At 49.8% G+C, this 26464-nt stretch carries 9 protein-coding genes; 8 read left to right on the forward strand and 1 reads right to left on the reverse strand.

Annotation, left to right across the window (positions count from 1 at the left end; genetic code table 11):
* Positions 1 to 2: 2 nt before the first annotated feature.
* The 6 genes from BXO87_RS13945 (at position 3) to BXO87_RS13970 (ending at position 23448) form a co-directional block, all read left to right on the forward strand.
* Positions 3 to 7721, forward strand: coding sequence for a type I polyketide synthase (locus BXO87_RS13945; RefSeq protein ID WP_046702270.1), 7719 nt, complete (start codon positions 3 to 5; stop codon positions 7719 to 7721).
* Between the two features lie 22 nt (positions 7722 to 7743).
* Positions 7744 to 13899, forward strand: a complete 6156-nt coding sequence (locus tag BXO87_RS13950; RefSeq protein WP_038459068.1) for a type I polyketide synthase — start codon at positions 7744 to 7746, stop codon at positions 13897 to 13899.
* Positions 13896 to 20111, forward strand: a complete 6216-nt coding sequence (locus BXO87_RS13955) for a beta-ketoacyl synthase N-terminal-like domain-containing protein (RefSeq protein ID WP_076851368.1) — start codon at positions 13896 to 13898, stop codon at positions 20109 to 20111. Before BXO87_RS13950 ends, BXO87_RS13955 begins: the two co-directional genes overlap by 4 nt.
* An 81-nt stretch (positions 20112 to 20192) precedes the next feature.
* Complete coding sequence (locus BXO87_RS13960; RefSeq protein WP_038459063.1) at positions 20193 to 21347, forward strand: cytochrome P450; 1155 nt, start codon at positions 20193 to 20195, stop codon at positions 21345 to 21347.
* A gap of 57 nt (positions 21348 to 21404) precedes the next feature.
* Entirely contained in the window at positions 21405 to 22652 is a 1248-nt protein-coding gene (locus BXO87_RS13965; protein WP_076851369.1) for a hydroxymethylglutaryl-CoA synthase family protein, read from the forward strand.
* A 49-nt stretch (positions 22653 to 22701) separates the two neighbouring features.
* On the forward strand, positions 22702 to 23448 hold the full coding sequence (locus BXO87_RS13970; protein ID WP_076851370.1) for a polyketide synthase: 747 nt from the start codon (positions 22702 to 22704) through the stop codon (positions 23446 to 23448).
* A gap of 36 nt (positions 23449 to 23484) precedes the next feature.
* Here the strand turns inward: BXO87_RS13970 and proC are convergent, their stop codons facing one another.
* The gene (proC, locus tag BXO87_RS13975; RefSeq protein WP_007409383.1) at positions 23485 to 24324 is read right to left on the reverse strand and encodes a pyrroline-5-carboxylate reductase; all 840 of its coding nucleotides are present in this window, start codon (positions 24322 to 24324) and stop codon (positions 23485 to 23487) included.
* A 396-nt stretch (positions 24325 to 24720) separates the two neighbouring features.
* On the opposite strand from proC, the gene BXO87_RS13980 reads away from it, so the two are divergent.
* Complete coding sequence (locus tag BXO87_RS13980; protein ID WP_076851371.1) at positions 24721 to 25680, forward strand: MBL fold metallo-hydrolase; 960 nt, start codon at positions 24721 to 24723, stop codon at positions 25678 to 25680.
* A gap of 5 nt (positions 25681 to 25685) precedes the next feature.
* Entirely contained in the window at positions 25686 to 26462 is a 777-nt protein-coding gene (locus BXO87_RS13985; RefSeq protein ID WP_039063282.1) for an SDR family NAD(P)-dependent oxidoreductase, read from the forward strand.
* Positions 26463 to 26464 lie beyond the last annotated feature (2 nt).

Consider the following 26464-nt stretch of genomic DNA (forward strand, 5'->3'; position numbering starts at 1 on the left):
GATTGGCAGTTGCCACCGATCAAGTCAAAACGTTCCTGCAGAAAATCAGCCATACGAATTATATCGTCCGGGATCATCGCGTTCATCAAATCCGCGTCCTCCCGGGCGTGACTTTAATAGATATGCTGTATCGGCTCGCCGCCGGGTACCTCGGTGAAAGGCCTATAGAATTAAGACAGATTATTTTTAAGCAGCCTGTTGTAACATCTGAAGAGTTTGATAAACACCTGTATGTCACCTTTACGCCGGCGCGTGACAGCTGGAAAGTTGAGATCACTAGCGAAAAAGCAAAAAACGGCACACCGCTTGGCGGAAACCGGGATGAGAATATGGAATGCCAGCTTTATTTGCAAGAAGACACGCCCCGGGCAAAAGAACTGAATATTGAAGCGTTCATGAAAAACGCAAGCCGAAAATGGGACATGCATGACATTTACGGAATTGCAAGAAGAAGCCATATTGAACATGGCGAGTTTATGAAAAATGAAGGGGCCGTTTATCAGCTTCAGGATAAAGAAGAATTAATGGAGCTCACTCTGAGTGATTTGGCTGAAGGATTCCGGGAGAAATTTAAGGCGCATCCGGCTTTTTTAGATGCGTCCACCCTTGCCGGCTCTTCCTTTGCATTGTCGGCCCAAAAGCAAAATGACACACCTTATATTCCTTTTATGATCAATCGTTTTTGCATACATCAGCCGTTTCCGAAAACGATTTACACTTATTCTGCGAAAAACAGCCGCACTGAAAGCGGCGCATCAGACAGCGAACCTGATGTTTATTCGGCCGACTTCACGATTTACGACAGGGCAGGGAACGTATTGGCCGAATGTGAGAAACTGATAGTAAAAAGGGTCAGACAAGCGAATATGATTACCCATCTGATAGACAAAGAGAAGCCGCCTCAGCAGAACAGAAGCGGCCGTGGAAAGCCCGAAAGTCCTGTGGCCGCAGAAGACGTGTCTGAACAGCAAACGCCGGAACAAAACATGGCGACTTACATAAAGTCGGAAATCGCCAGGCTGATCAATCGTCCGGCACAGGATATTGATGTGCGGAAAGGCTTTTATGATATGGGGCTTGACTCGGCGCATTTGCTGAAGCTTGTAAAGATATTAGAGCAGACTTTTCAGCAGCAGTTTTATCCGACACTGCTTTTTGAATATTCATCTGTCCGCCGCCTTGCGGATTACCTTATCAATGAAGCGGGCTGTGTGCTGAAAGATTCGGCCGAAGAACGGCAAACATCAGACGCTGACATCGCTGATGAGGTTCTGTTTTTTGAACCCGCCTGGAAAGATCATCCGCTGGAAACGGCGGTGCAGAACGGGCAAAAACACACCCGTCATCTCATTATCGCTGCCGATGCAGGACCCCGTCTCACCGGTGAACTCGGCGCACATTGCCCGGAAGCGGAAGTGATAGAACTGAAAAGGGAGCATAAGGTTGCAGATGAGCAGTTTGAAGCAGATGCCGAGCGCATATTTCGTATGCTCAAACGGGAACTGACAGACCATCCGAAAGAACATACATTGATTCAGCTTGTATGCGCCGTTGAGAATGGAGCGGCATTGTCTTCCGCTCTCGGGGCTATGCTGAAAACGGCACATCTGGAAAATCCGGCTCTTCGCACTCAGGTGATCACCTTCTGTGACAAGAATGAGAGATTGCCAAGTGAGACGGCCGCAATCATTAGAGCAGAAGCAGACTGCTCTTATGCAGGCTGCACAGACATTCGGTATAAAGACAATATGCGGCAGATCAAATTGTTCGAACGTATTGAGAAACTGGACGGGCAGACACAGTCTCCTTGGAAACAAAACGGCGTATATGTCATTACAGGAGGCCTCGGCGGTCTTGGATTTCTGCTTGCCCGTCACCTTGCAGAAAAAGAAAAAGTGAAGCTCGCACTCATCGGCCGTTCGCCGGAACAGTCTGAGAAGATCAGCAGACTGAAAGCATTGGGCGCAGAAGTTCTTTACGTTCAAGCGGACATCGGCAATAAAGCCGAAACAGAGCGGGCATTTGCTCAGATTACAGAAACCTTCGGCCGGCTGACGGGTATTTTTCATTGTGCCGGTGTTTTAAAAGATCAATTTATCATCCAAAAAGACAGTTCTGACTTGAAGCAGGTGTTCCTGCCGAAAATCAGCGGCCTGATTCATGCCGACGAAGCTTCACGGCATGAACCGCTTGAATTTTTCGCCGTATTTTCCTCATTCTCGGCGTTGGCCGGAAATGCGGGCCAGACAGATTATGCCGCAGCGAACGCTTTTATGGATGAATATATGAAATATCGCGATTGCAAAGCGGAAAAAGGCGAACGGACCGGGGCTTCTATGACGATCAACTGGCCGCTTTGGGAAGATGGCGGCATGCAGGTTGACAGCTTGATGAAAGAGATCATGAATGATGCAACCGGCACCAGCCCGCTTCCGGCCGGGGAAGGGATGGCTTCACTTGAATATATGCTGCGACTCGGCAAACTGCAATCCGTTATTTTATACGGGAAGGAGCCCGCTGTAACTGAAAGCATGGGCCGATTGGGTCCGATGGCAGACAAGAACCGCTCTTCATTATCCCATGCAGCTGTCAAGAGAAGGAGCCGAAAACAAGAGAGACACACAGAAGAGCACGATATTGCGGTAATCGGATTGGCGGGAAGATATCCGCAAGCGGGAAGCATGGATGAATTTTACCAAAATCTGCGCTCTGGTAAAGACTGCATCACAACAATGCCGAAAGACAGATGGAAAGGTTATTCTTTCTCATATGAAGCAGATCAGTTCTACCGTTACGGAGGATTTTTAGATCGCATAGACAGCTTTGATCCGCTGTTTTTCAATCTGACTCCGCGCCAGGCTGAAATGATGGACCCGCAGGCGCGGCTGTTTTTAGAGACGGCTTGGGAAGCTTGTGAAGATGCCGGTTTTTATCAGGACAGAACGGCGCGCGGGCCATCTTCACAAAAAAGAAAACGCGTCGGGGTATTCGCAGGTGTGTTTTGGAACCATTATGAGCTGTTCGGCGCTGAAATCACACAGCGGGGCACACCGCTGTCTATGGGCGTGACGCCTGCCTCTGTTCCGAATATCGTGTCTCACTGCCTGAACTTTACAGGGCCGTCAATGGCTGTTGATACGATGTGCTCTTCTTCGCTCACATCCATACATTTGGCATGTGAAAGCATAAAAAGGGGGGAGTGCGAATTCGCCATTGCCGGCGGTGTGAATGCGGTCACACACCCGCATAAATATGCGTTTTTGGCGAATGCCGGATTTCTGTCTTCAGAAGGCGTCTGCAAAAGCTTCGCCGACGGCGGTGACGGTTATGTGCCGGGAGAAGGCGTCGGCGCGGTGTTACTGACAACCGTTCAAGAAGCGGAAAAGATGGGCTGTCCGGTATATGGCGTAATAAAAGGCTCCGCTTTAAACCATGTCGGAAAAACATCCGGTTTGACCGTGCCTGATCCGGCATCACAGGCGGAAGTCATTACAGATTCCTTTCAGAGTGCCGGCATTGATCCGGAGACACTGAGCTATATTGAAGCCCACGGAACAGGCACGTCTCTGGGTGATCCGATTGAAATTGAAGGGCTGAGCCGCGCATTCCGCAAATGGACAAACAAGAAGCGGTTTTGCGCCATCGGCTCTGCCAAATCAAATATCGGCCATTTAGAAGGAGCCGCCGGGATCGCCGGATTAACAAAGGTGCTTTTGCAGCTGAAGCATGGAGAAATCTTTCCGTCATTGCACACGGACACGCTGAATCCCCATATTCCGTTTCCGGACACGCCGTTTTATGTGGCGGACCGGCTGGAAGAATGGGAACGGCCGTCACATTCTGACCAGCCGAGAAGAGCGGGTTTAAGTTCTTTTGGCGCCAGCGGGAGCAATGCCCATTTTGTCATAGAAGAATATCTGCCGCCGCAGGCTGAAAAGAAATCGGTAAATATACGGGAAGACGAGCCGGTTCTGTTTCTGCTTTCGGCAAAAAATGAAGAACGCCTATTAGAATATGTCAAACGGTATGACCGCTTTTTACGGGAAAAAGAAGTCAACCTTAAAGACCTGGCCTACACGCTTCAAACAGGCAGAGAAGCGATGCCTGAACGGCTGGCATTGATCGTTACATCCGTTTGCGGCCTGCAAGCGAAACTGAAGGATGTGCTTGAACGGAAAACAGAAATTGAAGGATGTTTCCGCGGACGTGCTCAAGATGATATTTCATCAGCAGGAATGGCCGAGCTGCTGAAAAACAAGCAATATTCCAGATTGCTCACTGAGTGGGCAAAAGGAACCGCCGTTGACTGGAGCCTGTTATACGAAGGAGAGAAGTCGAAACGGGTCAGCCTTCCTGTATATCCGTTCGCGAAGGAGCGGTATTGGGTGCCTGTGCCCGCGGATATCCGGAAACAGACAGACGAACCGGCGGAAAACCAAAAGATCATTCTTCAAAAAGACTGGAAGCAGCAAGATCCGGCGGAATCTGAAGCATTATCAGGAACAGTAATGATACTTGCAACTGATAAGACGAGCCGATTGGCCGATGCTCTTTTTAAAGGAAACGGCCATATTGAAACGATCTGCTTCATCCATCAGGCAAAAGACGGCGCCGATTATTACGCCGCCGCATCGGGGCGAAACCTTTACGGCAGAGTGCGGGAGTCTCTTCAAAACAAACAGATACTCGGGGTCGTCGACATAACCGCATATGACGCGGAATATGAACGGCAGGAAGAGATAGAACACGGAAAGCTTGCCTTTTTACAGCAGGCTCTTGAGTCATTCCGTCATAGCGGCGCTGTGTTCAGCCAAGTGACACACCGCCTCCAGCCTTTCAAGGAAAGTAAACCTCTGATGCAAGGGGCGAAAATGGCGGGGCTGTACCGGATGCTGGGCGCTGAGTATGCCAACATTCATTCTTTTACGATAGATAGCGATTGTGAGATTGAGCATACAGAAGAATTAAGCAGACAGATTGAGACTGAATTTTTACAGCCGCGGGCCAAAAGCGTCAGTGAATGCTGCTACAGGCTGAATCGCCGTTATGTGCCGTTTCTGAAGCAGGGTATGAATGTTTCGGCGGCGCCTGAGCTTTCCTATTCGTCTTATGATGTGCTGTTAATAACGGGCGGATCGCGCGGGATCGGCGCAATTGCGGCGGAGCATGCCGTTTCACGCGGATGCAGGAAACTGGTCATCATGGGGCGGGAGCCGCTTCCCGATTCCTCAAAGTGGGCAGACATGAAAAAGGACGGCATTCTCCCGGAAAAAGCCGAGCGGATGCAGAGGTTAGCCGAGCGGGGCGCGGAGATCCGCTATTACAGCGTTTCTCTTACGGATCAAAAGGGGCTCCGGAACATGATGGACAGCATCCGCGGCACGATGGGATCGATTACCGGCGTTTTTCATTGCGCGGGTGCAATGGGAGAACACCCCGCTTTTTATAACAAAACCGAAACTGAAATCGAAAGCGTTTGCACGCCGAAAGTAACAGGGCTTCGCGGTCTCTATGAAGCTGTTCAGAATGAGCCGCTGTCGTTTTTTATTTTGTTCTCATCCGTTTCGGGCCTGATCCCTTCGCTTGCTGCGGGGCAAAGTGACTACGCGATGGCTAATTCGTTTATGGACTCTTTTGCAAATCATCAAGCAGGTAAAGGGAACGTGTTTGTTAAAGCCGTTCAATGGCCCGTCTGGAAAGAAACCGGCATGGCTGAAGGCCTGCCGGAAACACCTGCTTATCAAAAATCAGGACTTTCCAGGTTGTCTGCCAAAGACGGACTGAAGTTTTTAGATTACATCATTTTAAACGGACAAAGCTGCGGAATTCCTTGTGTTCCAGAAGACAGTGAGACTGATTTTGGTGATCTTCTGAAGGTGAAGAAATCTGAAGCTCCCGTGAAAAAAAGCACTGCCGGTGACCAAAAGGTGAAGGATATGATTCGTCAATGGGTGCGCACAGTCTTCAGTGAAGAACTGAAAATGACGGATGAGCAGATAAAAGATGATATGCCGTTTGATGAATACGGGATTGACTCAATACTCTTTGCGGAATTGGTTCAATCATTGCAAAAACGGATCAGCATAAAGTTAACACCGTCCTTAATGCTTCAATATCAAACGATTACAGAAATGGTTGACTATTTCGCAGCGCATCATGAAGCCGATTTTGTGACAAAAGAAAATGGTTTCGTTCAAGACAGGGACGTCCAGCCTGATTCAACCGCCGCCGCTGAAGAGAGAACATCCATAAAGCCGAAAGCGGATACCGAAGACGATATTGCCGTCGTCGGTATGTCCTGCCGTTTTCCGGGGGCGGGCGGAACGGATGCTTTTTGGGAGCTGCTGATGAAAGGAAACACCGCCATTCGGCCTGTCCCCGCATCGCGCTGGCATGCAACAGCAAATGCAAAGGATTATGCGGGGTGGATTGATGATATCGACATGTTTGATGCTGGCTTTTTCGGCATCTCTGAAAAAGACGCGGCAATTATGGACCCGCAGGCGCGGATCATATTAGAAGAAGCAGTTCATTCAGTAAATGATGCCGGGTACGGCCAAAAGGATTTATCGGGCCGGAAAGTCGGCGTGTACATCGGCGGCAGGGCGCAGCCTTCAGTCAGTATGGAACATATCCTGCAGGCGCCTAACCCGATTTTGGGGGCGGGGCAAAACTATTTGGCGGCCAACATTTCACGATTTTTGAATGTCACAGGGCCGAGCCTTGTCGTGGATACAGCCTGTTCCTCAGGGCTGATCGGGCTGTCCTTTGCAAAAGACGCCCTTTTGGCCAAAAGAATTGACGCGGCCTTAGTCGGTTCGGTGAGTCTGCTCTTATCTCCGTCCGCGCACCGGTTATTCGGAGCGCGCAACATTTTAAATGAGAACGGCGTGTTTCATATATTCGACCGTGAATCAGCGGGAGAAGTGCTCGGAGAAGGAGCGGGGGCGGTTTTTATCAAACGATTGAGCGATGCGGTGCGGGACGGAGACCGTATTTACGGCGTCATAAAAGCCGTCTCGGTAAACAATGACGGCCGGACGCTCGGTCCCGGTTCACCGAATATAAGAGCGCAGAGAGACGCCATTCAAACTGCGCTTGACATGGCGGAAAAGTCGCCCGAAGACATTGGATATATAGAAGTGAACGGAGGCGGTTCCCCAATCGTTGATTCGGTGGAAATCAAGGCGCTCTCAGATGTCTATCAGCTGAACCGGAAAACGCTTCTGCCCTGCCGGATCGGATCGGTGAAACCGAATGTAGGGCATTTGCTTCTGTCTTCAGGTCTTGCGGGCTTCATCCGATGTGTGCTGAGCGTCTATCATAAGCGGATTCCGCCTTTCTTATCAGCGCGTGAGCCATTTGAACATTATGACTTTGAAGCGTCGCGTATTCATTTTAATCGTGAACCCGTTGATTGGCATTCAGAGAAGAAACCCCGCGTCGCAGCTCAGAGTTCATTTCCTGACGGCGGGACAAATGCTCATATCCTCGTTGAAGAATACAGAGGTGAAAGGCAGCGGGAACATCACCGGGCGCCTCAGCCGCCGGAATTCAGAAAAAAACACTACCCCCTTTTGGGCGGCTGGAACAGCACGGAGAATGAAGCGGAAAAAACAAGTAATGAAAAAACAGACATTGCGGATCTTTTAAAGAAATATGAGAAAAAAGCAGAGACAAGCACTGCACCTGCAGACTCGTTTTGGCAGGTGACAACGTGACGTTTTTAAAAGGGGACTAACCATGAAAAAAACAGTGAATCTGCGCCTGACGGCAGAACATCCCATTATGAAAAACCATCTTGTTCACGGGGAATCTGTCATGCCCGGTCTGGCCTATATTGATATGCTGTATCAGCTGGCAAAGCAAAGCCTTGATCTTTCATTCCGTTCCATCTGTCTGAAACGGGTGACCATTTATCATCCTTTATCAGTGAAGCGGTCAGAGCGGCTTGATGTGAGTGTCATATTCAGTAAAGAAAAGGAGTTCTGGACTGCCTCGATTTGCGGGGCGGATTCCGGGACGGTTTTCTTATCAGCGGAGGTGCATGAAGGAGTCTTCTCATCAGATAGGCGCCTTGACGCAGGGGAGAAAAAACAACAAGCCGCACTTCCATCAGTCTCTTTGCATACGGTTTACGAAGACGCGAGAAGCCGGGGACTGTCGCATGACGGGCTGATGAAGCCGGAAGGAGAGATCTATGCAAATGAAGAGGAATGTTTCCTTGATATTCGGCAGTCTGATTCATGCCAGGAAAATCTCCCCGGCGCTCTCTTTCACCCCGCGCTGATGGACGGTGCCGCCATGGCCTCCGGCGTATTGCAGACAGCTGCAGGCGCCGGTTTGTTTTTACCGATTTATTATGATTCGTTTTTTGCCGCTGAAACCGTTACGGAGCGCTGTTACGCGGTGATTTCGAAAAAGTCCGGCACGCCGTCTGAAATGGTGAAAATGGATATTGACTTTTACAACCCCAGCGGTGCGCATATTGCTTCACTGCTCGGCCTGACAGCCAAAAAGGTGCGGACAGACCGGCAGCTGACACCAGGCGTTCAGCAGATGGAGGAAACCTTATACCGCATTTTCTCAACATACGTAGGCCGTCCTGTCACAAGAAATGATGCGCACACCGTGTTTTTTGAATTAGGCCTTGAATCGTCACAGCTTCTGGCCATTATTAAAGACATCGAAGAGGCGTTTGATCTGCGTCTGAATCCGACTCTTTTATTTGAATGCAGCAGCATATCCGAGCTGCTTGAAGACATAAAAACAAAAGGGACAGATGAATCATCCGGCCTTGTCGCGGATGCAGCACCGGTCTCTGAAACGCAATCAGGCAGTCAGACATTTACTTTCTATGAACATGAAGCATTCCTTCAGGATCATCTGGTTTTCGGCAAACCGGCACTGATGGGTGTAGTGTATCCGTGTCTGGTGCTTGAAACATCCGGAACGTCTCATTCCGACACGTATCCCGCCGAGCTGAAAGATATCCGTTTTACGGGCGGGCCCGTCACGCTGGAGACGGGAGAGGCCGCACATATTGACATTTCATTTGCAGCAGAAAAGAGTGCCGAACGCTTTACCGCAAGCTGCTCTGTTTCAGGTAAAGAAAGCCGGAAGACGTGTGCCGAAGGAGAAATAAGCAGAGGTATAGAGGCACCCGTGAAAAAATCATATGACGTTGAACAAATGAAGGCGCATGCACAAAAGGTGGCGCCGGATGTCATTTCCCGTCTGTACGATTCGGTTGCCGGCTTCACGATAGGCCCGATGCTGAAAACGGTAACGGCGGGATACAAAATGAGTGAGAGCTCCTTTTTATTGCAGCTGGACTTATCAGGAAAAAAAGAAAAAGGCGATCTGCATCACTTTGCATTTGACCCGCTTATATTGAATTCTTGTTATATGTCGCTCGGTGAAGAAGAATTGCAGCTGAAAAAGCGGATTCACGTCCCGCTCATGATTGAGAGGCTGACGCTTTACGGACCTGTCATGTCTGATACCGTCTATGTGGTGAATACAATCAAACATAAAAAAGACGGGTTTCTCTCATTTGACGCCGCAGTCCTCAGCCATACCGGAGAACAGCTGGCGGAATTGAAAAACGCGTCTGTGAAAGAGGTGCTTCAGCCAAATCGGCTTGAAAATGCGTCTTTTGCCCCGTCCGGGAATCAAAGCCGTCAGAAAACGAAAGGAAACCCGCTGGATATTGCCATTGTCGGAATTTCCGGCAAGTATCCGCAGGCCGATGATATCAATGCGTTTTGGGAAAATCTCAAACAAGGAAAGGATTGCATTACCGAAATTCCGAAAGACCGCTGGAAATGGGAACATTACTTTTCCGAGGACCGGACGGCGCCGGGAGCGATCTACAGCAAATGGGGCGGATTCATTGACGGGATCGCCGATTTTGATCCTGAGTTCTTTAAGATTTCCCCCCGTGAAGCGGAACACCTTGATCCTCAGGAACGGCTGTTTTTAATGCATGCGTGGATGGCGATGGAGGATGCGGGATATACGAGGACATCACCTGAACTGGGCCGTCAGGTAGGTGTGTATGCCGGTGTCATGTATCAGGAATACCCGTTATTCGCGGCTGAAGCGGGAGTGAAAGGACGGCATATCGGGCTCCCCGGCGGGATTTCATCCATTGCTAACCGTGTCTCCTATTTTTGTGATTTTCAAGGGCCGAGCATTTCGGTCGATACGATGTGTTCGGGTTCTCTGACTTCATTGTACATGGCGTGCCGGGATCTGCGGGATCATCGGATTCGCGCGGCGCTTGCCGGCGGAGTGAATCTCACCGTTCATCCTAACAAGTACTTCATGCTGAGCCAGGGGCAGTTCATCTCATCTAAAGGACACTGCGGGAGTTTCGGCGCCGGGGGTGACGGCTATATTCCGGCAGAAGGAGTCGGGGTGCTGCTTCTTAAACGTTTAGAAGACGCCGTACAAGACGGAGATCGGATTTACGGCGTCATTAAAGGAGCTGCCATTAATCACGGCGGAAGAGCGAGCGGTTACACCGTACCGAACCCCAAGGCGCAGAGCGAAGTCATTTCTCAAGCTTTACAGGAAGCGGGGGTGTCTCCGGGCCAGATCAGCTATGTGGAAGCGCACGGGACAGGGACGAAATTAGGCGATCCGATTGAAATCCGGGCTTTAACCGATGCATTCGGTGATGTTCCTGAAACATGTCTCATCGGGTCTGTCAAATCAAATATCGGACATGGGGAATCGGCAGCAGGCATCGCGGCTGTCACAAAAGTGCTGCTGCAGATGAAGCACAAACAAATCGCCCCATCTTTGCATGCGGATGTTTTAAATCCGAATATCCAATTTGACGAAGGGCCGTTTTCCGTCTGCCGGGAATTAACAGATTGGAAACGGATTGCCGCAGACGGAGAAGAACAGCCGCTCAGGGCGGGGATCAGCAGCTTTGGTGCGGGCGGTTCTAACGCGCATATCATTATTGAAGAATATGAGGCTCCGGTAAAACAAGCAATCAGCAGCCAAGAGCCGGCTGTCATTCTGCTGTCTGCGAAAAACGGGGAGCGTCTGACAGAATATGCGGAGCGCCTTCTTGCTTTTCTTCAAAAGAAGCATACGGATAAGCCGGACTTATTTGATGTCGCGTACACTTTACAGGCGGGGCGGGAAGCGATGGATGAGCGGCTGGCTTTCATTGCGGACTCCCTTAAGGAGCTGGAGGACAAGCTCAGATCGTACTTGGAAAATGAAAACGCACCGCATCTTTACAGGGGGCGGGCGAAGCGAAATCATGAGACAGTGGCTGTGTTTGAATCTGATGAAGATTTGCAGGAAGCCATGGTCAAATGGCTGAAAAAGAGAAAGTACGGTCATTTGCTGAACATGTGGGTGCAGGGAGTCGATGTGGACTGGAACTTGTTATATTCGGGACAAAAACCCCGGAGAAGCAGCCTTCCCGCCTATCCGTTTGCAAAGGTCAGATGCTGGATTCAAGATGAAGCCGAGGCGGTTTCAAAAAGGGATGACGGCAAAACGGTGATCCATCCGCTGCTTCATGAAAACACATCCGATCTGTGGGAGCTGAAATTCACATCCGTTTTTACCGGACGGGAATTCTTTTTCACTGATCACACAGTCAATGGGGAGAAGGTGCTCCCGGGAGCCGCCGTGATCGAAATGGCCAGGGCGGCCGTTGAGCGTGCCGCATGCGCTGTGCCGGACGGACGTAAAGGACTGTATTTGAAAGATCTCATATGGATGAGGCCTGTCGTTCATAATGGGACGGATGTAGAAGTCCATATCAGCCTTATCCTTAAGGAAAATGAAGACATTGAATTTACGATTTACAGCCTATCGGAAGAACCCGGGGGAGAACGGATTTTATACAGTAAAGGCACCGCGGTATCAGGAGAGATAGCAGCGGTTCCGTCAGTTCACTTAGAGGGCTGGCTGTCCGGCTGCGGCCAATCGGTTATGACGTCTGATGAGGTTTATCAGGCTTTCCGGCATGCGGGTATGATATACGGGCCGAGCCATCAAGGAATTGATCAGCTGATGATCGGAGAGAGGGGCGCTGCAGCCCGGCTGTCGCTGCCGGAATCGGCAGACAGTACCGCCGATCAGTTTGTCATCCACCCGAGTCTTTTAGATGCCGCGTTTCAGGCGTCACTGGGTGCCGGTTCAGATACTGCCGGAGACACTCCGATGCTGCCGTTTTCCCTGAGGCAGGCAGAAATATTTCAGCCGACTCAGAAAACGATGTGGGCGCTTGTCCGCAAACAGAGCGATCGGTCAGATAACGGAGCGCTGACGCTGGATATTGATTTATGTGATGAAAACGGCGCTGTTTGTATGAGATTGACAGGATTTGTCTGCCGGGCGGTCCGGCAGACAAACCAAACCGAAAGCAAACGGCAGGAAGTTCAGACGGCGATGCTTGCCCCTGTTTGGGACAAAACTTTCTTTTCCCTGGAAGAAAATCGAGCGGTTGATCAGGAACAATTGCTGATCATCGGAAAGCCGGGAAATACCATAAAGGCCGCGGCAAAAATGTGGCCCCGCGCCCATCTGGCGGAGACGCCGGATCATTCAAGCGAGCAAACATTACGTAAATTGACAGCCGGGTATCAAGATATCCGCCATTTCTTATGGATTGCGCCGGATCGTTTCGCACCCGCATCCGTCAGTCAGGAAATGCTTGATGAGCAGGAGAATGGGGTGATTCAATGTTTCCGTTTCATCAAAGCGCTGCTGTCACTCGGGTATGGAAATCGAAACATCAGCTTTACGGCGGTCACCCGGCAGACACAGTGCGTGTATCCGGGTGATCTGCCGCAGCCTGAGCATGCAGGCGTACACGGTTTGATCGGTTCATTGGCAAAAGAATATCCGAACTGGGACATCAGGCTGATTGATGCAGAAGAAGACAGTGATTCGTCTGAAATGAAAGACATCTGGCGCCTCCCTCCAGATCCGGACGGAAATGCTGCCGCGTACCGCAACGGAGCTTGGCACAAGCAAAAAACAGTCCGGGTGCTGACAAGCTCCGCTCCGCGTATGTCGTACAGAGAAGGCGGCGTTTATGCTGTCATCGGCGGAGCGGGCGGCATCGGAGAAGCATGGAGCAAATACATGATCACCCGTTACAAGGCACGGATAATATGGATCGGCAGGCGGCCGAAGGATCAGGAGATTCAGAGCAAAATAGACAGGCTGGCGCTATCAGGTCCCGCGCCGCATTATATACAGGCTGATGCTCAAGATGCCGCAGCGCTTAAGGCTGCCGTCCGTTCCGTAAGAGAGCAATACGGCGATATAACGGGAGTCATCCATTCCGCGATAACGCTTGCCGACAAAAGTATGGCGAATATGGATGAAGCTTCTTTCAGAAACGCTTTTTCAGCTAAGGTGAATACGAGCGTCCGAATGATCGAAGCTTTTAAGGGAGAACCGCTTGATGTTGTGCTGTTTTTCTCATCCGTTAATTCTTTCACAAAAAATGCCGGGCAAAGCAACTATGCGGCAGGGTGTACATTTCAAGACGCCTTTGCCCGCCATATCGCTTCCTTGCTTGATTGTGAAGTGAAAGTCATGAATTGGGGATATTGGGGCAGTCTGGGCGTTGTATCAGACCCGTCTTACAGAAAACGGATGGAGGCGTCAGGGATCGGTTCTATTGAACCCGATGAAGCAATGGAGGCGCTGGAAGTCTTACTATCAGAACCGTTCAGCCAAGCGGCATTCATTAAAGCTGCTCCGCACGGCTTAGCCGCGCTGACGGATCAAGATGCAATATCGGTTGTATCCGGCCCGGAGCCTTCATTTATGGAAAGCGTCAAGCGGCAAAATCCGGATCGGAATGAACGGCTTGAGACTTTAAAACGAGAAATGGAGTTGCGCATATGAACAGCCTTCTTTGCAAACTGCTCTTTTACCAATTACAGTCAATCGGGTTTTTCAGCGAGCCTGTCACTACACCTGCAGCATCCATGCGGAGCGCCGGCGTGATCGGCACATACGGCAGATGGCTGGAAGAAAGCCTGAATCTATTAAAAGAAAACGGATATATCGCGTATGACGGATACACGATCACCCTCCTCACGGATCAGCGTCCGGACGGCCGCACAGTCTGGAATGAGTGGAATGCCCATAAACGCCTGCTTCCCAATGGGGAGCTTGCGCAAGCTGAATTGGCTGAGGCGACGATAAAAGCGATGCCTTCCATTTTAAAAGGGGAACGTCCGGCTACGGATATCGTATTTCCCGATTCATCAATGCGGCTCGTTGAAGGTGTTTATAAGCATAATCCTGTCGCGGATTATTTTAATGAAGTGTTAGCAGATTCCGCGGCCGCTTACCTGAAAGCCTATCTTACAGAACACCCCGATGCCCGCATCAGGCTGATAGAAGTAGGGGCCGGGACGGGCGGAACGAGCGCCATGCTGTTTACAAAACTGCAACCATTCGCAAAACAGATTGCGGAATATTGTTATACGGACGTTTCTAAAGCTTTTTTAATGCATGCCGAACAGGAATATGGACCTGATGTGCCGTATTTGACAACAGCCTTGTTTAATGCGGAGGAGCCTTGCGAATCACAAAATATCAAAACGGGTGTTTACGATATTGTCATCGCCGCCAATGTGCTTCACGCCACAAAAAATATCGGTTTGACACTGCGCCGTCTGAAAGCGCTTCTGAAATACAACGGGATGATTCTGATAAACGAAATCAGCGATCGTTCTGTTTTTACCCATTTAACCTTCGGGCTGCTTGACGGCTGGTGGTCCTATGAGGATGCTGAGCTTCGGATTCCGGGAAGTCCCGGCTTATATCCAAAATCGTGGGAGCGTGTGCTGCATTCGGAAGGATACAGAGCGGTTTGTTTCCCTGCTGAAACGGCTCATGATTTAGGTCAGCAGATTATCGCAGCTGAGAGTGACGGACTCGTCCGGATGCAAGGGATCAGAGACGGCAGAAAGCCATACGCCGCCCCGGCCGAAGTTTTCCGAAAGCCCGCACAGCCTGTTCCCCGCAGCCGCGCGCCAGAGGAGCATCAAGCTGTTAAGGCTGATGGGGAATCGGTCGCTTCCCATGTCCGCTCAGTCATCAAAACAAGTATTGCCGATGTATTAAAAATGAAAGAAGAGGATATTCAGGAAGAACTGAATTTCTCTGAATACGGCATTGATTCCATTTTGGCCGTCAATGTGATTAACGAGATTAATAAGCGTTTGAATCTTACACTGCAGACAACGATTTTATTTGATTACTATCATGTGAAACTGCTGACCGGTTATATCTCGGAAGAATACGAAACCATCATAGCCTCTTCTCTGGAGACCGAAAGAGCGAAAATCCGCCCGGCGCTTCAGGAAGAACGGCCTGCTGAAAAACCTCTGCAGACGGAAAGAAAGGAAAACGGTTATCAGAAACCGAAACAAGAACGTATGCCGCCTTCTTTCGCAAAGTCCGATGACTCGGGAATGTTCCGGGTTGTGATTGACCGTCCGGGCGGCATTGAAGATCTGACGATTGCCCGCAGTGAAGTGCCCGAGACAAAAGATGACGAGGTTCAAATAGCCGTCCGCGCCTTTTCTTTAAACTTCGGAGACTTGCTTTGTGTCAGAGGGCTGTACCCGACGATGCCGCCTTATCCGTTCACTCCGGGATTTGAAGCAAGCGGCGTCGTGATCAAGACAGGGAGGCATGTAACATCTGTCATTCCAGGTGATGAAGTGATTGTCGGCATGGGAGAGGAATTTGGATCTCAGGCGAATCTCATCACATGTAAAGAACATCAAGTCTATCATAAACCGGCCCGGCTGACCTTTGAAGAAGCATGCGCTCTTCCCACCGTGGCGGTGACAATGATAGACGCCTTCCGGAAAGCCGGACTTAAAAAAGGCGAAAAAATATTAATTCAGACCGCGACGGGAGGAACGGGGCTGATCGCGGTGCAAATGGCCCGGCATATCGGCGCGGAAATATATGCCACGGCCGGATCACAGAAAAAAATTGAGTATTTGCATTCGCTCGGGGTCCACAATACCATTTGCTATTTAGAAGAAGATTTTGAAACGGAAATCATGCGAATGACCGGCGGCCGTGGGGTGGATGTTGTCATTAATACCCTGGCCGGTGATGCCATGCAAAAAGGAATGAATTGCCTGGCGCCGGGCGGAAGATATATCGAAATTGCCATGACTGCGCTGAAATCCGCTAAATCAGTCGACTTGTCCGTCCTTCATAACAATCAATCGTTTCACAGCGTGGATTTGCGGAAGCTGTCCCTTCAAAATCCGGATCAGGTCAAGGATTATCAATTGGAACTGCAGCGGCTGGCGGAAGAGGGAGTCATTCAGCCTGTCATCTCAAAAATCTTTTCCTTTGAAGACATAAAAGAAGCGTATCACTGTCTGGATGACCGCGGAAATATCGGGAAAATCGTCATCAGCGTTTCTGAGCCGTATCAAATGACGTATCGCTCCGAACAAAAGGATCCGGCCGATACAGTAAAATCAGCAGCTGTGTTACCTGAAAAAGAACCGATCGCGATTATCGGGATGAGCGGGCGGTTTGCTGAATCGGAGAATCTCCAAGAGTTTTGGGAACACTTAGCCGCCGGACGGGATCTGATTAAAAAAGCAGACAGATGGGATGTCTCTGACAGCCAATGCCAGTATGGCAGTTTTATAGAGGACATTGAATGTTTTGACCCCGTTTTCTTTCATATATCGGGACGTGAAGCGACCTATATGGACCCGCAGCAGAGGCTGTTTTTGGAAGAATCATGGAAAGCGCTTGAAGATGCGGGATATGCGGGAGACTCGGTAAGAGGCCGGGAATGCGGCGTGTATGCCGGCTCCTGCGGCGGAGATTACCAGGCCATTTTTAAACAGCAGGGGCCCGCGCAGGCTTTTTGGGGCAATCACAATTCCGTCACTCCGGCAAGGATCGCCTATCACCTTAATTTACAAGGTCCGGCGATCACTGTTGATACAGCATGTTCCAGTTCGCTGACAGCCATTCATTTGGCATGTCAGGGGCTCTGGACGAAAGAAACGGAAATGGCGGTGGCGGGCGGGGTTTTCATTCAATCCACTCCCGCTTTTTATCAGTCGTCAAATAAGGCGAATATGCTGTCACCGACCGGACGCTGCCATACGTTTGATCAAAGCGCGGACGGGTTCGTGCCTGGTGAAGGCGTGGGAGCGGTGGTGCTGAAACGTCTTAGCGACGCCGTTAGTGACGGAGATCATGTGTACGGCGTCATAAAAGGCTCTGCAATGAATCAGGACGGCGCTACAAACGGAATAACCGCCCCAAGCGCGCTTTCTCAAGAACGATTGGAACGGCATGTCTATGACACTTTTCACATTGATCCGGAAACCATTCAAATGGTGGAAGCTCACGGAACGGGCACTGCACTGGGCGACCCGATCGAATTCGGCGCATTAACGCGCGCTTTCCGCCGCTATACGGATAAAAAAGGATATTGCGCCATCGGCTCTGTGAAAACCAATCTCGGACATGCCGCTGCGGCCGCGGGGATGGCCGGACTGTTTAAAATCCTGCTGTCGCTGAAGCACCGGCAGATTCCGGCTTCCCTGCATTTTCATCAAGCCAATCAGCATATTCAAGTTGCGGACAGCCCGTTTTTTGTGAATGAAAAACTGATACCGTGGGAACGGAATCCGGATGCACCGCGCAGAGCCGCCATCAGTTCATTCGGATTCAGCGGAACAAATGCCCATCTTGTGATTGAAGAGGCGCCGCAAACTGTGCGCCGGTCGCCGGCAAAACCGGCCTGCCTCATTCCTTTATCTGCGCGGACGGAGCGTCAGCTGGAAATTCAGGCAGAACGCCTGCTGGATTCACTCAGCAAGAACAAAGACAGCGATCTGGGAAATATAAGTTATACGCTCCTGCTCGGCAGAAAGCATTTACATCACCGGTTTGCCTGTATCGTAAGCAGTGCGGACGAACTGAAGCGGGTGTTATCGGAGTGGCTTGTAAAAAGAGAGCTTCCGGGTGTGTTTGTGTCCAATTTGAAGGATCAGAAGCCGGCAGAAGAAGCCGGAATGAAAACATTCGGAATGGAATGCATTGAACAGTGCCGCTCGGCGGCTTCGCCCGCACAGTACAGAGAAAGCCTGGCACATATCGCTGACCTTTTTTGCAGAGGGTATGATCTTCCTTTTACACGGCTTTTTGACGGAGGGCAATATTATAAAACGCCGCTTCCTGCCTACCCGTTTTTAAAAGAAAGGTATTGGGCGGGTGATGTAAACAGTTCTTTACCAGGTCAAGCCAAGAAAAAGTCTGAAACGCAAACCGTTCTCCCGTCTTCGCCGCAGCCTGAACATGAAGGGCTGCTTTCTCTGACTCCTTTAACTGAGATCGAAATGAGAGCGTTTGAACCGGAGACATTGCAAAAACCGATCGTGTTACAGCCTTTGGATGGTACTGTTTCTGTCCATCAGCCAGAAAAAGCCGTTTTCGAAGACAATAGAACATTGCTTGAAGAATTGAGGATAAGCCTGGCAGATATTTTATTTTTGTCACCGGAAGATATTGATGCTGATGAGCCTTTCATCGACATGGGGCTTGACTCCATTATCGGGGTTGAATGGATACAAACAGTAAATAAAACGCACCACACTGAGATTACTGCCAATAAGGTGTATGAACACCCGACGCTTAAGGAGCTTGCGGAATATATAGCGGGGCAAATAAAGAAACCCGAGTATGCTGAAGCGGAGGAAACAGCGGTACGTCCGCAAATCCCGGAAGCAGAAACTCCCCTTGCCGGCATCGCTGACGGCACTTTGCGCAAAGAGCTCAAAGAAAGCCTTGCGGACATCCTGTTTCTGAAGCCGGAAGATATTGATGAGCATGAGGCATTCATTGAGATGGGGCTGGATTCTATTATCGGTGTGGAATGGGTTCAGTCCATTAATAAAACCTATCAAGCGTCTATTACGGCAAATCTGGTCTATGAATATCCGACAATCGCAACATTAGCCGGGTATCTGACCGGTTCTGTCCAAAAAGACACTGAGGAAGTACATGGGGAACATACGAAACAAAACGATATATCAGAAGAGACAGATGATCAAGAACCGCCCGAGCTGATCTGTCTTAACCCGGGTGGAAAGGGAAGACCGATTTTCTGGTTTCATTCAGCGCTGGGGGCAGTGGAGCTGTACCAGCCTGTTGCCGAACGGACCGGGCGTCCTTTTTACGGAATTCAGGCAAGAGGATGGATGACAGAACGGGAACCGATCCGCGGCATTAAAAACATGGCCGAGTATTACGTTAAGCTCATACGTACCGTGCAGCCCCGGGGTCCTTACGATGTAGGCGGCTATTCATTAGGGGGCATGCTCGCTTATGAAGTCACACGGCAATTGCAGCTGGCTGGAGAAACCGTTGAGTCAATCGTCATGCTCGACTCCTTTGACTCAGCGGGTGCGCGGGAAATAAACATTCCTGATGAATTATTTGATAAAAATATGATGCTGCAGACGGTGAACATGGCTTTATTTGCACCGATCTATCAACATCCGGAACGCATATCTGAAACCTTGATTCATCGTGATGAACTAGATGCCGATCTTCATGAAGATATATTTTTAGAGCAATTAATCGCAAAAGCCAAACAGCGGGGGTTAACGAAGACGGACGCGTTGGTGAAAAATCTGATCAGGCAGAATATAAACGTTCAGGACGCTTACGAAATCACTGATTACGAACTCCTGCCGCTTCCGGATCCGAACGGGGTGACATGCTATTATTTCCGAAATAAAAACGGTATTTTCTTGGGTGAGCTTGATCCGTATTTTACAATCAGGGCTGATATTTTATCCGCTGATTTCGTCAACTATTGGAGCCAGTGGGAAGAGCATATGACAAATATCGCCATCATGGATGTGGCGGTATCCAACCATATGACGTTATTGGCTGAAGACAGCGCAGCCGAAACGATTTCTGAATTTTGCGGCGTTTTATATTCGCCAGATGGAATGACAGAACACAGCTTCCTGCAGCTGCAGGAAAAGATACTGAATGTGCATGGTGAGATGCTGAAGCAGCCCGCCAAAACAAGACCGTAAATTCACATATCCGCCCGCCGGGTTTACTCGTAAGCTTCGGCGGGTCATTTCAAATCTTGATCACATCTTGGAGGAATGAAAATGACCAGTTTAACAAAAATCAGACAGCAGCAGCCGTACAAGTGGTACCAAACGATGAGAGAAACCTCTCCCGTTCATTACAATGAAAAGGAAGATTGCTGGGAAATCTTCAACTATGATGAAGTGAAGCGGGTGATTTCTGACTACAGTCATTTTTCTTCCGATCATAAATACTTAAGTGCGGACAAACAGGAAAAAATGATTCGGCATATTAACAAAGACAGCCTTTTGAAAATGGACCCGCCTGAACACACCGTCTTCAGAAAATTGGTCAATCAGCCGTTCATGCCGAAATCGGTTGAGTCTCTTACACCGCGTATAGCCGCTATCGCTGATGACCTGCTTCAGGCCGTCCGTTCAAAAGGCAGGATGGACATTATTGAAGATTACGCATTTCCGCTTCCGATTATCGTGATCGCAGAGCTTTTAGGATTTCCTCCGAAAGACAGAGATATCTTTAAAAGCTGGGTCGACCAAAGCCAGAATGTAAAAGATGAAAAGAAAATGAATGAAGTGCAAAAGCAGATGATCGGATACTTCATGCAGTTTATTTTACAGCGGAGAAAACAGCCGCAAAATGATTTAATCAGCCATTTAATTTCAGCTGATTTAGACGGAGAGCCGCTGTCAGACAAGCAATTAATCGGTTTTTGCGGCTTGTTGATTGTCGCGGGGCACGTAACGACGGAAAATGTGATCGGAAACTCATTTCTCAGTCTCAAGGAGTTCCCGCACATTCTGCCCCGGCTGCTTGAAAATAAGGCGCTCCTTCCTGACTTTATTGAGGAAGTCATCCGCCTCAGACCTTCCATTCAGCGGGTAACCCGCTACACCGCGGTTGAGAGCGAGATTGGCGGAAAAACGATTCCGGCCGGAGAAAAAGTGTATGCGTGGATTGGATCGGCGAACAGAGATGAAAAGAAGTTTGAAAATGCCGATCAGATTGACTTGGGACGAAAGCCGAATCAGCATCTGTCATTCGGTCAGGGCAGCCATTATTGTTTAGGAGCGCCGCTGGCCCGGCTTGAAGCGAAAATCGCGCTTTCCCACTTTTTTGAACAGATGCCCGCATGGCGTTTTACTGAGGATCAAGAGCCGAATCTGGTTCCGAGCCCTGTATTTCACGGCGTTGACAGGCTGCTTGTTGAATTTTGAACGGAAAAATAAAAGAGGCTTCCGCAGGAAGCCTCTTTACTCTGGGGGCTTGGAGAAATGAATGTAGGAATCGAAGCAATGAACGTGTTTGGCGGAACCGCGTATGTAGACGTCATGGAGCTTGCGGAACATCGGGACTTGGATAAAAAAAGGTTTGAGAACCTGCTGATGAAAGAAAAAGTGGTGGCGCTTCCGTTTGAAGATCCGATTACGTTCGCCGTAAATGCCGCAAAACCGATTATCGACTCTCTGTCAGAAGAGGAACGGAATCAGATTGAAATGGTGATCACCTGTACGGAATCCGGGATTGATTTTGGCAAATCCATCAGTACATACGTCCATGATTATTTGCAGCTGAAGCGGAATTGCCGGTTATTTGAGGTGAAACAGGCTTGCTATTCTTTAACGGCCGGGTTTCAAATGGGCGTGAATTTCATCTTATCGCAAACATCGCCGGGAGCGAAAGCGCTCATCATCGGAACGGATATTTCCCGCTTTTTGGTGGCTGAAGGCGGTGACGCGTTGACGGAGGAATGGTCCTATGCCGAACCGAGTGCGGGGGCGGGAGCTGTGGCGCTTTTAGTCAGCAGCACCCCTCATGTCTTTTTGCTTGATCAAGGCGCAAGCGGGTATTACGGGTATGAAGTCATGGATACCTGCCGTCCGATTCCGGATAGTGAAGCGGGGGATGCTGATCTGTCGCTCATGTCTTATTTGGACTGCTGTGAAAAATCATTTCAGGAATACCGAAAGCGTGTGAGCGGGGCGGATTATAAGAATACATTTCAATACCTTTCTTTTCATACTCCGTTTGGCGGAATGGTAAAAGGAGCGCATCGGACGATGATGAGAAAATTGGCAAAGGCTACGCCGCAAGACATTGAAGCGGATTTTCAGCAACGCGTGCTGCCTGGGATTCAATACTGTCAGCGCGTCGGCAACATCATGGGGGCCACCGTATTTTTATCTCTTGCCAGCACGATTGATAACGGCTCTTTTGAAACGCCGAAACGAGTCGGCTGTTTTTCATACGGTTCGGGCTGCTGCTCTGAATTTTACAGCGGTGTCGTTATGCCGCAAAGCCGTACGCGGCAGAATCAATTTCAGATCAGCCGGCATTTGGATGAACGCGTCCGTTTATCGATGGCTGATTATGACCGGCTGCTCCAAGACAGCGGCATCGTAAAATTCGGCACAAGAAATGCCGCGCCCGCAGCAGACATCCCGAATGCGCATCAAGGAAAAACGCGATTGGTGCTGACTGAAATAAAAGAGTTTCACAGAAAGTATGAATGGACGACCTAGTATAAGAGCCGGAAAGGCTTGAGTATTTTTAAAGAAACGGAGAATAAACATGAATCCAATGATTGATGTACAGGAAACAGAACCGGGCATTGTGCAGGTCACAATGCAGGATACGGCCGGGAAAAACGGGCTGTCAGAAGAGTTTGTCAGAGAGCTGCACCGGGTATTCCAAGACATCAATGCCCATCCGTCCTATAAAACCGTCCTTCTGACGGGTTACGGAAATTATTTCTGCACGGGAGGAACGCAGGAGGGGCTTTTGACCATTCAGAGCGGAAAGCTCCAATTTACAGATTTAAAGCTTCACAGTCTTTTATTGGATTGCAGGATCCCTGTGATTTCCGTCATGCAGGGGCATGCGATCGGAGCCGGCTTTACGATCGGTCTGAGCGCGGATTTCGTGATTTTAAGCAGAGAGAGTTTTTATTCTTGTAATTATATGAAGTACGGATTTACACCGGGAATGGGCGCGACGTATATTGTGCCTGAAAAACTGGGAATTGTCCTCGGGGAAGAAATGCTGTTTACTGCCGCGAATTTCAGCGGCGCCGCTCTGGAAAAACGGGGAGTTCCGTTTGAAGTGCTGCCGAAAAAAGACGTCCTTCAAAGAGGCCGCGAATTAGCCCGGCTGCTGGCGGATAAACCGAGAGCCTCACTGGTTGCGCTGAAAACCAATGTGACCGCACGGATCAAAAGAGAGCTGACAAAAGCGGTTGAGGAAGAGGTGAAAATGCACGAAGCCACATTCCATCTTCCTGAAGTAAAAGAGAGAATCAGCCGCTTATACGGCAGTTAAACAGAATGAAAAAAGCATGGGAAGCCCCATGCTTTATCACTGGTCCGTCTTTTGCAGAACGGAGCCTGCGAATTGTTCTTTAATTTCGGCGCTCCGTGCTGCGGTTTCTGCGATGCAGTGCATGATGGCTTCTTCAAAGCGGCGCTCTTCTAATGCGCGAAGGCCTGCTTCAGTCGTGCCGCCCGGGCTTGTGATTTCCTTGCGCAGGCGTTCAGGCCGTTTGCTGCTTGTTCTGAGCATTTCCGTCGCCCCGGCCATGGTTTGTAAAATCAGCTCTTTTGCCGTTTCTTCCGGCAGGCCGGCTTGAAGGGCGGCCTTTTCCATTGCTTCGACATACCGGTACACATAGGCGGGACCGCTTCCGGCAATGGCTGTGACGGCGTCAAGGTGTTTTTCTTCAAAGCGCGTCGCTTCTCCGATTGTTTCCAGAAGCTCTTTTGCCGTCCGGATTTCAGCTTCACTCGCCTCGGAGCTTGCGGAAAAACCGGTCGCCGATTGCTGAATGGCCGCGGATGTATTCGGCATCGCCCGGATGATGGTGAGCTTTCTGCCGAAATATTGCTGAATCGTGTGAATCGTCAGCCCTGCGATGACAGAAATCACAAGCTGATCTTTCACGTATTCGCGAATGTTCTCAATGCTTTCTGCCGCATCTTTCGGTTTAAAGGCGAGAACGAGAATGTCGGTATTGCTGAAAAACTCTTCTTTATCCCGGCACGGTTTTACTCCGTACGTTTTTTGGAGCTCTTCAAGCCGGCTGTCATTTGACCGGTTTGTCATATATATATGTCCGGGGGCTGTCATTCCGCTTTGCAGCAGTCCGTTCACCATTGCTTCCGCCATTGATCCGGCCCCGATAAAACCGATTTTCTTCATATAAATCCTCCTTCTTCTCAAAACACAAAAAAACCTTCCCGTCAAAAAGGACGAAAAGGTTTCGCGGTACCACCTTACATTAGCACGAATCAGCCGTGCTCAGCTCAAATCCCGTAACGAGGGGATACGTTTAGGTTTTCCTAACCGCTCTGAGGGCAGGTTCTGTAAACAAGAGGGCCGCAATGTCTTTCAGCCGGGGACATTGCTCTCTGCTGCCGTTGTTTATATACTAGTTCCTCGTCATCGCGTTCCGTGTTTTCTAGTTTGTTGTTCATTATGCTATGCGCAAGAGCGGGATGTCAATCTTTTTTTCCGATATGCGGCAATAATGACACAGTGAAAAGAAAACGCTAAAATATGATTATTCAGGAATGAAAAGAACGAAGGAGCGTAAACATGGCAGCGAGAAAGATCATTCCGATACGTGTGCCGACTCCGTTTGCAGTCGGCGACGTTATCGTTTATTTAGTAAAAGATGAAGCCTTAACCCTTATTGATTGCGGCCCGAATACAAAGGAAGCGGCTGAATCGCTCTCATTGCAGCTTAAGGAACACGGGGTTTCTGCGGCGGATATAGAACAGGTGGTGCTCACTCATCATCACGCAGATCATTCAGGTCTGCTGCACCTTTTTTCCGACGATGCGGAAGTAATAGGGCATCCGCTGAATGACAGGTACATTACTCAGGATCAGTCGTATATCGCCCGGCAGGAGGACTTTTTTCTGTCGCTTATGACTGAAATGGACGTTCCCCTGACGCCTGAAGACATACATAAAACAGTTAAGCTGTCATACTTATTTTCTGCAAACCGTCCGTTAACGAAAACAGTGAGGGAAGGCGGAAAAATTGACGGGCTTAACGGCTGGACGGTGCTCGAAATCCCGGGTCATGCCGCTTCTCACATTGCGCTCTACCATGAAAAAAGCGGTGAAATGTTCAGCGGCGATCTGCTTTTATCCAACAGCTCCACCAATCCGATTCTGGAAGCTCCGGAAAAGGGGGGCGTGCGCGCGGCCCCGATGCTCGACTACTTGAACTCAATGAAGCGGCTGTATGACGTAAACCCGTCCTTTTTATATCCGGGACACGGCGATCTGCTGACAGACGTAAAGCCTGCTTTTGACAGGCGGCTTGAAAAACAGAGAAGTCGGTCGGAATATGTGCTGCGCCTGTTGTCAGAGGAAACGCTGACGGCTTTCCAGGTATGCCGGCGGCTGTTTCCGGCTGTGTATGAAAATGAATTGTTTTTAACGATGTCAGAAACGATCGGCCATCTTGACGTGCTGGCCGCCGAAGGGAAGGCTGTATCCTTTCAGTCGGGGAACACTCTGAAGTTTAAAGCTGTGAAGGGGTGAAGGAAATGGGCAGATTAACGGATAAGCGGATTTGGATCACCGGAGCATCCGGCGGACTCGGAGAACGGCTTGCATATTCCTGCGCGGCAGAAGGGGCTCATGTTTTTTTATCCGCCAGGCGGGAGGACCGCTTGCAGGAAGTGAAAAAGACGATTACCGCGCGCGGCGGACAGTGTGATGTCGTTCCGTTTGACGTCCGGCATGCAGAAGAGGCTGAAAACGTAAGGCGTTTGATCGGTCATGTTGACGTATTAATCAACAACGCCGGCTTCGGCATTTTTGAAACGGCCGCTGATTCATCTTTGGATGATATGAAGGCAATGTTTGAAGTCAACGTCTTCGGATTAATCGCCTGTACGAAGGCCTGTCTTCCTGTGATGCTTCATGCGAAAAGCGGCCATATTATCAATATCGCCTCACAGGCCGGCAAATTGGCGACGCCGAAATCAAGCCTTTATTCCGCAACGAAGCACGCCGTGTTAGGGTATTCCAATGCGCTGCGGCTTGAGCTGGCCGGTACGGGTGTAGCCGTGACAACGGTTAATCCCGGTCCGATCAAAACAGACTTCTTTACAATTGCAGATAAAGAGGGCGGTTATGTGAAAAGCGTCGGCAGATGGATGCTTGATGCCGACCATGTGGCAGAGCGCATTACATCCGTGATTCTGACGGATAAACGGGAAATGAATCTTCCGCGATGGATGAGCCTCGGGACGAAGCTGTATCAGCTTTTCCCATCGTTTACAGAAAAACTGGCCGGCCGCGCATTAAAGAAAAAGTAACA

Source organism: Bacillus sp. GZB, from assembly GCF_001975995.1.
Classification (GTDB): domain Bacteria; phylum Bacillota; class Bacilli; order Bacillales; family Bacillaceae; genus Bacillus; species Bacillus velezensis.